This window comes from Mangrovimonas futianensis, assembly GCF_021245805.1.
In the GTDB taxonomy this organism is placed as follows: domain Bacteria; phylum Bacteroidota; class Bacteroidia; order Flavobacteriales; family Flavobacteriaceae; genus Mangrovimonas; species Mangrovimonas futianensis.
Map to the genome: position 1 here is coordinate 320,023 of NZ_JAJJNF010000003.1, position 12,404 is coordinate 332,426.

Below are 12,404 nucleotides of genomic sequence, written 5' to 3' on the forward strand. Positions count from 1 at the left end.
AACAATTATCAATTGGAGATACAGGATGCTAGAGCTAGGAGTCAAGACGGATTATTTTTAAGAGAAAAGAATATAGAGCATAGAAAATAGAATAGTGAATGGGGAATAGTGAGTCCTTTGTTAATTGACTTCTCGATACAATCGTTCTCCGTTGTTCCTTGAACGATCCCGACGATGAATGTCGTGACAAAGCTCGAAGTGACAAGCTTCTCGATTCAATTTTATTCCGCTGCGCTCCATAAAATCACTCGAAGTGACAAGAAAGTGAATTAAAAAGCCGTCTGTCAGTTTGAGTGCCGACTGAGGGAGGTGTATCGAGAACCAAAAAGGGCGCCCTGTTTTCTTTAAACTTTCTTTGTCATCTGAGCTTGTCGAAGCATATTTGCTCATTTTTATTTGGATTTACTTTTTTGCATCGCCCAAAAAAGTAACAAAAAATGCTAGACTTACTTTTTACACCTTTAAAATCTTACAAACCTGCTTAATCATGCGCGCCACAATCGCTACGCTTGTCCGGCGCTCCTTTACCCAAGCAAAGCAGGTTTTTGATTTTACTACGGTTTAAAAACTAGGTCGGTGGTTATTCGGCGTTGCCGAAATGATTCTTCAATATTACTTCAAACATTCCTTGTCATGCTGAGCTTGTCGAAGCGCCTTACATTTTGTTCCTTTTTATTGGAATTTACTACTTACTTTTTACACCATGAAAATCTGACAAATCTGCTTTATCCTGTGCGCCACAATCGCTACGCTTGTCCGGCGCTCCTTTACCCAAGCAAAGCAGCTTTTTGATTTTACTACGGTTTAAAAACTAGGTCGGTGGTTATTCGGCGTTGCCGAAATGGAGTTCAAGGAGATCCTGAAACAACACTTCGACATGCTCAGTGTGACAGTTCTGGACGACAGGCGTTTTAATAATTAAAAGTTAGTTGTCAGGTCGAGCGCAGTCGAGACCTCTTAGAAGGAAATTGATTTTAAAGTAACCCCTCGACTGCGCTCGGGGAGACACGGTGAATCATTATTTTTTTTGGCTTAGGGTCAAACACCCCGTTCAGCCCCAAGTATGCTTGGTGCTGTCCACCCCTCTTTGTCTAAAGAGGGGAGCCTTTTAAAAAAAAAAGACCGCCTTGATTAGGGGCGGTCTTTTGGAGCGGGAGTCTTTTTGGTTATAAGACTTCCATAATTTCCAGGGCATTATATGCCCCATTGTTTAACGGGTATTGGATTCCGTTTACTTCTTGATAAAAGGCCACTTTTAGGAAATACCCTTGGGTGCCGGTTCCTGTGGGAACAGCGGCAGGGGTTAGGGTCACCGTGGTGGTTGTATTATCAATAGGTAAGTTGGAAACTGGACTAAGTTGTAAGTCCTTATCTCCCGTTTCGAAATCCAAATTTAGAAAACCACTTGTTAAGCTTACATGGGTTGCTCCCACTGGAACCGATAGGTTTTGAGCTGGGATGAAATCGGTTAAAGTGATTTCTCCTGTGGCTGTATCTAAACCTACATCACTCAGCAGTACCGTGCTAAGAATGGCCCGGTCGTTAAAATTGAACCCTTTTAGGGTTTGTTGACCTGAAGGAGTAGTAATTCCCACTTCCACAACACGTTGTCCACGAGGACTGGTGGTATCCAAATTTTTAATCTGGGTCATCACTTTGGTTAACCGTGCGGTGACCTGACTGTCTTTGGCATCTTCCATCAATGGTAAAATGGCTCTTCTAAGTATTTTACCACTAGAAGCCGATTTTCCAAATTCGGATCCGTTCTCACGAGTTCTGGCAAAAGCAGGATCGTTTTTGATTCTGTTTGCACTCACTCCACTTTTGGTTTTCACCAAATACCCCTCTTTGCCCTTGTAAAAGGTAAGATCGTCCAGGGTTCCCTCGATCTTTATTAAGCTGCGAAGTTTCGCCATGTTAAAATTATTAAAATTAATATATAAACTTTTGAAAGGAACTGCTCGCTTTCTTACCCTGGCGCCTTTGGGACTATGGAGCTGTTCTGTTTCGAGAAGCAAGTTGGGAATTAAAGGGCAGTGGATTTTTCCAGATGTCCGAATATGACCTTTTTGGGGTTTCTTGTCCGAAACAGGTCTTAAAATTTGGAAAACTTTCTTGTTTTATGGCTCAAGGACCTTGTTGAAAGGGTCAAATTGCTTTGGGGTTTCATACACTTACCATACACTATCCGTACTTGAGCCATACTTAAGCTATACCGCATTTAAACATGAAATTGTAAATTGTAGGATGAATTATATTTTATCGATGTTTGTATATGTTAATCGATGAAGCGTTTTAAAAAGTAGGTTAATACGTAAAATTTCTTACAAATATTACAATATGTCAGAAAAAACATGTTTAAATAATGTTGTTTGTCGAAAGTTTTTGCTTTCTATATTTTTTAAACGTATTACTTATTAGCTTGGGATTCATTAGTTAATTTATTGAATTTTAAAGTCTTATGTTATGAGCATGTCCCCTAAAAAAAAGAAGTTATTTATTGATTCTACGGACGTATCCCATATGACAGGTCAATGCATTCGATCTGCTAGAAGGATGTTGAAGTATGTGCGTGATGAACGTGGATTGACTTCCCGATCGCCTGTTAGTATTTATGATTTTTGTTATTGTTTTTCGGTGCCCTTGAATGTGGTTTTTGAATATATTAACTCCACGCGATTTGAAAATTTACCTTCGATGACCCAAGAAGAATTGCGTCAAGGTTATATGATGAAGGAAGGAAAAATTGATGTGAATTCTTATTTACACCATCCCGATTTTGATATTTTTTGTAGTCCGAAGTCTTTAAAGAATAGGGATCAGGAGTTGGAGGATGATGAAGCTCAGGAAATAGCTTAAGCAATTAACAATTATCAATTAACGATTAGTAATGTGGTTTTAATTCCTGATTTCTGATTAATGTTTAGTTGTGAGAGCCTAGAACCAAGACTATGTTCAATGAATAATTAATAATGAATAATGAAAAACGAGGTTGCGCTAGTAAGTTGAAAAGACATCTGTCAACTTGAAATTGGAGGTTCAGCGTAGTTAATTAACTGTTTTAGTGTTTGGTTTTTAGTTGTTGGTGTTTGGTGACTTCTCCATACAATCGTTCTCCGTTGCTCTTCGAACCATCCCGACGATGAATGTCGTGACAAAGCTCGAAGTGACAAGCTTCTCGATACAATTTTATTCCGCTGCGCTCCATTAAATCACTCGAAGTGACATGGGGAGGTTAAAAAGACGTTGTCAGTTCGAGTACCGACTGTAGGGAGGTGTATCGAGAACCAAGCCAAGTGGGATTGAGTTGTGGTTATCTTATTTGCTTAAACATCACTTAACTTCTACCTTCAATTTCATACTTTTTCAAAAACATTCATTTTATTAACAACTTCATCCATTTTTCACCAAAACATTTTTATAAGGTTCTGCAATTCTTATCTTAGCATCAACCTATTAATCAAGCTATTTTTGAATACCAAGCAAGAAGCCCCTTGGCTTTATACCATATCTTCTAAGCATTCGTTGTTGGATCTCAATTTGAAGGAGATTTGGCGGTATCGCGACTTGTTGTTTTTGTTTGTGAAACGGGATATTGTTACCGTTTATAAGCAAACCATTTTAGGACCTTTATGGTATCTTATTCAGCCATTGTTCACGTCGGTTATTTTTACTTTAATTTTTAACCGTATGGGAGGGATTCAAACGGGTCCTGTTCCACCATTTCTTTTTAATTTGGCAGGTATTACTGCTTGGAACTATTTTAAGGAATGCTTTATGGGGACTTCAAGTACCTTTTTGAAGAACCAAGGGATTTTTGGGAAGGTCTATTTTCCAAGGGCTATTATGCCTTTATCTATTACCTTTTCCAACTTGCTTAAGTTTGGCATTCAATTATTTATTTTCGGTTGTTTTTATCTTTATTATGTTATTGATGGGAAAACCATTAGTCCCAATTTTTACTTGTTGTTGTTTCCTATCTATGTACTAATGATGGCTTTGCTGGGATTGGGATTGGGGATGTTGGTTTCCTCTTGGACCACCAAATATCGAGATTTGAATGTTTTATTGGGTTTTGGAGTGTCTTTATTGATGTATCTTTCGGCGGTACCTTATCCTATTGCTGAAGCCCATAGAAAATTCCCAGATTTTGTAGCTCAGTTTGTTGCGTATAATCCGGTTTCTCAAATTGTGGAAGGATTTCGTTTTATGTTTTTAAGTTCGGGAACTTTTGATTGGGATAAGTTGTTGCTTACTTTTATCATAAGCGTTTTTACTTTCTTTATTGGGTTGCTTGTTTTTAATAAAACTGAAAAAACCTTTGTGGATTCTGTGTAGTTTATGAGTCAAGTTATTTTAAAAGCCGAAAACATTAGCAAGCAATACCGCCTAGGAACGGTGGGTACGGGTACTTTGAGTCATGACCTTAACAGGTGGTGGCATAGATTGAGAGGAAAGGAGGATCCTTATTTGAAGGTAGGTTCAGTTAATGATAGAAGTACGGAGGCTGATAGCGATTATGTATGGGCGTTGCAGGACATTAATTTTGAAGTACAACAAGGCGAGGTGTTGGGAATTATTGGTAAGAATGGTGCCGGTAAGAGTACGCTGCTTAAAATACTATCACGGGTGACGTCGCCTACTACAGGGGAGATTAAGACCCGAGGACGGATTGCCAGTTTGCTGGAAGTAGGAACTGGGTTTCACCCCGAGCTCACGGGTAGGGAGAATATTTATTTGAACGGAGCAATTTTGGGCATGACCAAAAAGGAAATACGTGCCAAAGAAGATGCCATTATTGATTTTAGCGGGTGTGCTCGGTACGTGGATACCCCAGTGAAGCGTTATAGCAGTGGGATGCGGGTTCGACTGGCTTTTGCAGTAGCTGCTTTTTTAGAGCCTGATATTTTGGTTATTGATGAAGTTTTGGCTGTAGGAGATGCCGAGTTTCAAAAAAAAGCTATTGGGAAGATGCAGGATATAAGTCAAGGTGAAGGGCGTACCGTTTTGTTTGTGAGCCATAATATGGCAGCGGTTAAAAGCTTGTGTACTCGGGCTATTATGCTAGAATATGGTAAACTTGTATTTGAAGGTACATCAGAAGAAGTGGTAAATAGATATTTGAATGATGGCGTCATTAATTTCGGTTTAAATAATACAAAATTGTTGAGCTGTGAATCTCAGGAAATTAAAATTGAAGATATTTCCCTCAAATCAAAACACAGAACAATACAGTCTGGATTTGACCTTCAAATAGAAATCGTTTATTCATTGAAAAAGAAGGTAATAAGTCCATCCTTTGTGGTGCAGATAATGAATGAAAATGATGTAGAAATGATGAGATTTAGTAACTTTCCAATAAGTGGGAAGCCTATCGATTCACTTTATGAACAAGGTAAAATGATTTTGGAAATAGATGAATTACCCTTAACGGGTGGACAGTATTGGTTGAATTTAGGATTTACAAGAGCTAATATGAACTGGTTTTTTAAGGTAGATAATGTACTTTCTTTTGAAGTTGAACCATTCGATGTATATAATAGTGGACACCTTTTGACCAATAGTAAGGGGTTTGTTTGGACAAGGCATGATTGGATTCACGAAAAATTACTTTAAAAGTTATTGTTGAAAATTGGAAGAGTCAAAGCTCATATTTATTATTTCACAACCTAGGAGTGGTTCAACCTATTTGCAGAATTTGTTGTCTAATAACAACCAAGTAAATACTTGTAGCGAACCATGGATTATGCTCAATTTCACTCCATTTTTAAAACCTAAATTGATTCAGTCAGGGTATAATCAGCGTTGGACTTATGATGCATTTGAAGAATTTTTATTAAAGTATCCAGAGTTAGATTTCAACGAGAGGTTGAAATCATTTGTTTTGCAACTATATCAGCCTATGGCTTCAGGTTATGATTTTGTAATAGATAAAACTCCAAGGTATTGGGAGATAATTGAAGAACTCATGGCATTGTTTCCTAAAAGCCATTTCATTGTACTAAAACGTAATCCATTGGATGTGGGCAGGTCAATCATAAATACTTGGAATACAACATCTATAGAGAAACTTTTTAGATTTCAACGAGATTTATTGTTGGCACCTAAAGTTCTACATGAATTTCTACAGAAAAACAACAACAACCCTCAAGTTTTTGGGTTGACCTATGAAGAACTAATATCAGATTTGAGCGGAACGACTCAAAAACTATACAAATGGTTGGATATTGAGTATTCAGAAGAAGTTTTAGAAACCACTAATAATATTAAGTATAAAGGGAAGTTTGGTGATCCAAGGCAAAATTCTGTAAAGCCGGTTAAAAAAAGTACGGATATTAATAGGGAATCTTATTTTACCAATCAATTTTTATTGGGGTATGAGGCTTATTTAACGGAGGATTTTTTGTTTGAATACGGAGGTTATAAAAGTAATGGAGGACAAGAAACAAAGACCTTCAATACCTTTTTTAATATGGAAGATTTGATTTGGAAATTGAACAGGCAATTAAATGACATAAGGTCTTCTACTACTTTTCAAGTTGGTGATTTAATATTGAAACCTTTAAAGGCGGTTCAACGGCTATTTAAAATGAACTAATTAACTGTCATGACTATTTCCATTATCACCATAAATTACAATAATGATGAAGGTTTGAAAAAAACCATGACCAGTGTGTTGGAGCAAACCTATGATTTAATAGAATATATTGTGATTGACGGAGGCTCTACCGATGGCAGTGTGGAGGTTATAGAGCAAAATAATGACCAATTGGCCTATTCGGTGAGTGAACCTGATAAGGGGATTTATCATGCCATGAACAAAGGCATTGAAAAAGCTACTGGGGCTTACCTATTATTTTTAAATAGTGGCGACTGGTTAGTACACTCTAAAGTCATAGAAAATTTTGTTGCCTTTAAACCTGTAGAAGACATTGTTTATGGCGATCCTTTGGTAAGAAGTGGTAAAGGATGGAGTAGGAAATATATGCCCACAACTTTAAACATTGGAACTGTTTTGGTTAATACTCTAGCTCATCAAGCGGAGTTTTATAAACAATCGTTGTTTCAAGATGGTTTGAGATATGATACTAGTTATAAATGCAGCAGTGATAGGAATTTAACCATCCAAGCAATAATTTTCAAAAATGCCTCTTCTAGGTACATAGATTTGGTTGTTTGCTATTTTGAAAACCCTGGCATAAGTAGTGATTTTGAGTTAAGACATCAAGAACGTAAACGTTATTTACGGGAAAATTTTGACCCCTATTTTTTGAAACTCCTCAAGGAATACAAAAAACAGAACAAAGCTTATAATAAATTGAGGGGTCATAGAATAGTTAAAATTGCCTTATGGCTACAGAAGCGAAAAGAAAGCCTACTATTAAAGAAAAGAATATGATTCAAAGTAATGTTTTAGTAAGCATTATCATCCCAACCTTTAATTCAAAGAATTATTTAAAGCAAGCAGTTAATAGTGCCCTAAACCAAACCTTTCAGCATATTGAAATAATAGTGGTGGATGACGGTTCTACCGATGGCACCCTAGATTTGTTTCCTGAATTTCAATCTCAAGGGGTTCAATGTTACAGTATCCCTAACGGTGGCGCTTCTAATGCTCGAAATTTTGGTTTAGGCAAAGCTACTGGGGACTATTTTCAGTTCTTGGATGCCGATGATCTTTTGGTGCCAACTAAAATTGAAAAACAGATAAACCTCATGCAGCAGCATGATGCTGATTTATGTTATAGTCCTTGGATAAATTTTAAAAACACTTTGGAAGATGCCCAAAAGCAATTTCGTTTTACTTACTTAGAACATGATCAGGTTCGAACTGGGAAAGAACTAATGATTAGTTTTGGGATGGAGAACTGGTTTATACTTACCGTTTCTTGGCTGGTTAAAAAGTCCTTGATTACTAAAGCGGGTATATGGGATGTTAACATATTGAACAATAATGATGGTGAGTATTTTTCGAGAATATTATTTTGGGCTGAAAAAGTAGTTTGTTGTAACGAAATCTTAGCTTACTATAGGCAGTTGCCTAATAGCTTGGGGAAATTAAATAGTGAAGCTAAGGTAAAATCATCTTTTAATAGTTACATTAAAATAGAAGCGTTATTGGTTGATTGTGATCCTTTATTGTTGAGCTATCCCAAACGCTTATATTACATGCAATATAGGCGAATAAGGAAAAGGTTTCCTAAATTAGCTAAGCGGGCTGCTAAACGGTTTGATGACATTAGGGCTCCCAGTTTTTTAAGTGAAAAAACTTATTATTGGAGGTTTATCCAATGGTTTGGACTTTATCGTGGGGCACAATTTTATAATTGGTTGCAACCTATTTGGGCTCTTAAAAAAAGAGCTTTCTATTGATTATTTGAAGTTATTTTAAATCTCATGAAAACCATTTGTTTTGTTGTGCCAGACTTTCCCAGTGTATCTGAAACTTTTGTGGTCAATCAAATGATAGCGGCTAAAAACCGGGGATTTAATGTACAGGTCTTAACCCATAGGTTGGGATCTTTAGAACAATCATCACAGAAAGAACTTCTTGAAGCTCATGATTTATTAAAGGATACTTTGATGATTAATTATCATATTCCTGAAACAAAATGGAAACAGTTATTGTTGGGAGGGATTTTGGCTGTTCGATTTTTTAAATATTGGCGGCAATCTTTCAAGGGAACCTTAAGACATGGTCTATTAAACAGACCTTACTTGATTAGATTTTACAGAAAGCTTCAAGGCATTGATGTGTTTCATGTGCAGTTTGCCTCGGGAGGTATAGGTCTTTCGGAAATGAAGGAGGCAGGTCTCATTAAGGGCAAAATTATCACCACCTTTCATGGGCATGATGCCCATGTTAAAAACGCTAATGAACTAAATCATCTGAAACGTATATATAAAACCTTGTTTCAAGAAAGTGAACATGTAACGGTAAATACTCCTTATTTGGAGGATAAGGTTCTCGCATTGGGATGTAAAAGGGAAAGAATACACGTTATCCCAATGGGGGTTGATCTGGGTTATTTTAAGGGGGAAATAGGCAAGGAATTACCGCTTAAAGGAGCTGTAAGATTAATATCAGTTGGAAGATTCATTGAGTTTAAAGGTTTTAATTATGCCATTCAAGCTGTTAAATTGTTGATTGATCAAGGAGTTGAGGTGGTTTATACCATAGTGGGTGATGGGCCTTTAGATATTAGTTTGCGGCAACAAATAGAGGCTTTAGGCCTCAAAGACAAAGTGAAATTAGAAGGGAGGTTGTCTCAACAGGAGATTAAAAAAGAATTAGAAACCCATCATTTATATCTAATGTGTTCCATAACCGATTCTAAAGGACGTTGTGAGACCCAGGGGGTAGTAACAGCAGAGGCTCAAGCCATGGGCTTGCCCGTGGTTGCCTTTAATAATGGAGGCATTCCCTATACCATACAGGATGGTGAAACAGGGAGGTTGGTTAAAGAAAAGGATGTAGAAGCTTATGCTCAGGCTATTTTGACATTTTTAGAACAGCAGTCTCTATACAAGAAGATGAGTCTAAAAGCAAGAGACTTTGCTATGACTAATTTCTCATTGGAATTGATGACTGAGCGCTTTATTAATTTGTACAAAAATTAAAACTTATGACTAATTGGATTGCTCCAGAAGAAGACTTGTTACCAGATTTTATTATTGGAGGTGCTATGAAAAGCGGAACGAGTACGATTCACCGAATTTTAAGCAGTCACCCTAAAATATTTATCCCAAAAAAGGAGATTGGTTTTTTTGATATTGACAATATATTAGAACATAGTGATTTCAATTTTTACAATAATAAAAAGTGGGTTTTTCAATCTATGGAAGAAAATCCTAGGGTCATGTGGGATTGGTATCATAGCAAGTTTAGGGGTAAGGAATCTTTGTTAAAGGGAGAAGACTCAACTACCTATTTAGCCTCTAAAGTAGCCGCTAAAAGGATTGCCTTACAGAAGAAGGAAATTAAACTTATTTTTGTTTTAAGACAGCCAACCATGAGAGCCTATTCCAATTATTACCACCTATTACGAACGGGAAGAGCTACTTATACTTTTGAGGATACCTTAAGATTTAATCCCTTTTCTATAGTCCATAGAAGTCTTTATAAAGACCAGATTGAAAATTACTTTAAATTTATTCCTAAAGAAAAAATTAAAATTATTGTATTTGAAGACTTAATCAGTAATCAACAGGTTGTTATCAAAGATTTGTGCGAATTTCTAAATATAGAGTTTGCTGAATTTCCCAAACAAGTCTGGGATAACCATACCAATAAGGCTGTGCTACCAAAAAGTACCAAGCTTCAAATTCAAAAAAATAATTTGTTACGTGGCTTGGGTAATATGAAATACACTAATGACTTGCCTTTTATCTGGGCTCAGGAAGAGAAAAACCGGCCATTTTTCGTTAAGGTAGTGAATAAACTTCATTCAAAATTAAATCCGAGAAAAGAGCAGGCGCCACCCGTTATAAACCCTGAAACCAAAAAATTTTTAGACACTTATTTTTATAATGAATTATTGGGCTTAGATGAGCTTGTTGAACAGGAGGTTTTAAGTAAATGGTTTTATAAAAAATAAATTTATCCAAGCATGAAACCTTTTATCTTCAAAACAGGTGTCTTTTTGTTTGTTTCTCTTTTATTACTGTTTGGTATTTTTTCAAAAGCCGATGGATACTCAGATTCTTTTTATATTAAGTTTACTACCCCAAAACAAAGCAGCTTAATTTTAGGTACTTCAAGGGCGGCACAAGGGTTGCAACCAAAGGTATTTGATTCTATCCTTAAAATAAAATTTTCTAATTATTCTTTTTCGGTATTACACAGCCCTTATGGTAGTACTTATTTAAACAGTGTTAAGAAAAAACTAGACACTAGTTCAAAGCAAGGTATTTTTATAGTTACAGTAGACCCTTGGAGCTTGAGTAGTTTTACAAAAGTACCTGATGATTCTTTATCCTTTAGAGAGGTAAAATTGGCACTAGGAAATACTCCCGTTGTAAATATTAAACCTAATCCTTTTTATTTATTATTAAATAGGGAAGGCAGGTACTACGACTTAATAATTGATAAGCAATCAAATATGTTTTTACATGACAATGGGTGGCTTGAAGTTAATGTAGAGCTTGATTCCCTTACTGAAATAGAAAATGTTTCTAAGAAAGTTAAAAAGTACCGAGAAGGGATGCTTCAAAATGCTCAATTTTCACAAAACCGGTTTAAGTATTTGAAGGAAACGATTAAATTTCTAAAAGAAAATGGAGAAGTTTATTTAGTCAGGTTACCCGTGCATCCTAAAATGATGGAACTGGATGATTACTTAATGCCTTATTTTGATAAAGATATTGAAAGTGCTATTGATTTGTGTGACGGCTATCTCGATATGACATCGCTAAATACAGAATTTCATTATACTGATGGGAATCATTTACAAAAAGAGTCAGGAAAGGTTGTATCAACAATCATCGCTAACTGGATTGATGAGAAATAAATAATTCATATTACTCATTTTTTAGAGATTGTTTTTCAAACCAAACCGAGAATTTTCTAGCTCCTTTATAATTTAAATGTTCAGGGTCTTTAAACTCTAAATCATCAACATTGAAGTCCTTAAAATCTAAGAAAGGAATCGTTCCAAAATGCGCTTTTCTATAGGCTTGAAATAGGTCTTCATAGTTGCGAGCATCAAATTTTTTATGGTAGGGTGATCTTACAAAAATTAATTGAATGTTTTTATCCTTTCCCAATGCTACCATTTTTTTAAGATATTTTATGTCATATTCCGAAAGCTGGATATCCGACATTTTATATTGTTTCTTTGGGTTGTATGTAATGGTGTCAAGAATAGCATGTATACGGGAGGCAGTGACATGCCTAAAACCACCAATGGAATCAATGTATTGGTATTGGTTTTCTTTGATGCGTTTTATGTTTTTGACTATTCCTTTTATCAGTTCTTGTTGATAAGCTAATGCATTGCTTTTAGCAAGTAAGTAATGATCTTGCCATTCAAAAAATGGGAGGTAATTTGGTATTTGATGTTTTCGCCATAGCTTGCTATCTTCCCACTTGAGTATGGTTTTGGGATTGAATTCAATAAAAACGGTATCTATTTGGGGATTTTGTTTTAATAGCTCTTTTAATTTTAGGTATCCATAAAAATAACAGTCCCCAGGGTCTGCCAAATTTTTAAAGTTTGAAATCAAGGAATCATTAAACGTGCCTGCAGGATGGGAGTTGCCTAAGACTATTTTGTTGATGTTAGGTTCTAGTTTGAAGTTAGCTTTTGAATTGATGACCCCATTACTCAAGCCCACTGATGCTAGAATACCTATATAAAGAAGGCTAAAAAAGAAGATTGTTTTTTTTGTAAATGCCTTCATTG

General features: G+C 36.0%; 11 protein-coding genes. 9 read left to right on the plus strand and 2 right to left on the minus strand.

Going from position 1 to position 12,404, the window contains the following annotated elements; all coding sequences use genetic code 11:
• Positions 1 to 1,166 precede the first annotated feature (1,166 nt).
• A complete protein-coding gene (locus LOK78_RS06790) occupies positions 1,167 to 1,916 on the minus strand; it encodes a hypothetical protein (RefSeq protein ID WP_232634411.1) in 750 nt (249 codons plus the stop codon).
• 550 nt (positions 1,917 to 2,466) lie between these two features.
• On the opposite strand from LOK78_RS06790, the gene LOK78_RS06795 reads away from it, so the two are divergent.
• The 9 genes from LOK78_RS06795 (at position 2,467) to LOK78_RS06835 (ending at position 11,510) form a co-directional block, all read left to right on the plus strand.
• Entirely contained in the window at positions 2,467 to 2,859 is a 393-nt protein-coding gene (locus LOK78_RS06795; RefSeq protein WP_232634412.1) for a hypothetical protein, read from the plus strand.
• A 612-nt stretch (positions 2,860 to 3,471) separates the two neighbouring features.
• Positions 3,472 to 4,338 (plus strand): ABC transporter permease, encoded by an 867-nt coding sequence (locus LOK78_RS06800; RefSeq protein ID WP_232634413.1) that lies wholly within the window; start codon positions 3,472 to 3,474, stop codon positions 4,336 to 4,338.
• Between the two features lie 3 nt (positions 4,339 to 4,341).
• Positions 4,342 to 5,616, plus strand: coding sequence for an ABC transporter ATP-binding protein (locus LOK78_RS06805; RefSeq protein ID WP_232634414.1), 1,275 nt, complete (start codon positions 4,342 to 4,344; stop codon positions 5,614 to 5,616).
• Positions 5,617 to 5,632: 16 nt separating this feature from the next.
• Entirely contained in the window at positions 5,633 to 6,598 is a 966-nt protein-coding gene (locus LOK78_RS06810; RefSeq protein WP_232634415.1) for a sulfotransferase family protein, read from the plus strand.
• A gap of 9 nt (positions 6,599 to 6,607) precedes the next feature.
• Positions 6,608 to 7,399 (plus strand): glycosyltransferase family 2 protein, encoded by a 792-nt coding sequence (locus LOK78_RS06815; RefSeq protein WP_232634416.1) that lies wholly within the window; start codon positions 6,608 to 6,610, stop codon positions 7,397 to 7,399.
• A complete protein-coding gene (locus LOK78_RS06820; protein ID WP_232634417.1) occupies positions 7,351 to 8,373 on the plus strand; it encodes a glycosyltransferase in 1,023 nt (340 codons plus the stop codon). Before LOK78_RS06815 ends, LOK78_RS06820 begins: the two co-directional genes overlap by 49 nt.
• 24 nt (positions 8,374 to 8,397) lie before the next feature.
• A complete protein-coding gene (locus LOK78_RS06825; RefSeq protein ID WP_232634418.1) occupies positions 8,398 to 9,621 on the plus strand; it encodes a glycosyltransferase in 1,224 nt (407 codons plus the stop codon).
• A gap of 5 nt (positions 9,622 to 9,626) precedes the next feature.
• On the plus strand, positions 9,627 to 10,598 hold the full coding sequence (locus LOK78_RS06830; protein ID WP_232634419.1) for a sulfotransferase family protein: 972 nt from the start codon (positions 9,627 to 9,629) through the stop codon (positions 10,596 to 10,598).
• A 12-nt stretch (positions 10,599 to 10,610) separates the two neighbouring features.
• Complete coding sequence (locus LOK78_RS06835; RefSeq protein WP_232634420.1) at positions 10,611 to 11,510, plus strand: hypothetical protein; 900 nt, start codon at positions 10,611 to 10,613, stop codon at positions 11,508 to 11,510.
• A 10-nt stretch (positions 11,511 to 11,520) separates the two neighbouring features.
• Here LOK78_RS06835 and LOK78_RS06840 read toward each other — a convergent pair whose 3' ends face one another.
• Entirely contained in the window at positions 11,521 to 12,402 is an 882-nt protein-coding gene (locus LOK78_RS06840; RefSeq protein WP_232634421.1) for an LB_356 family protein, read from the minus strand.
• Between the last annotated feature and the right edge of the window lie 2 nt (positions 12,403 to 12,404).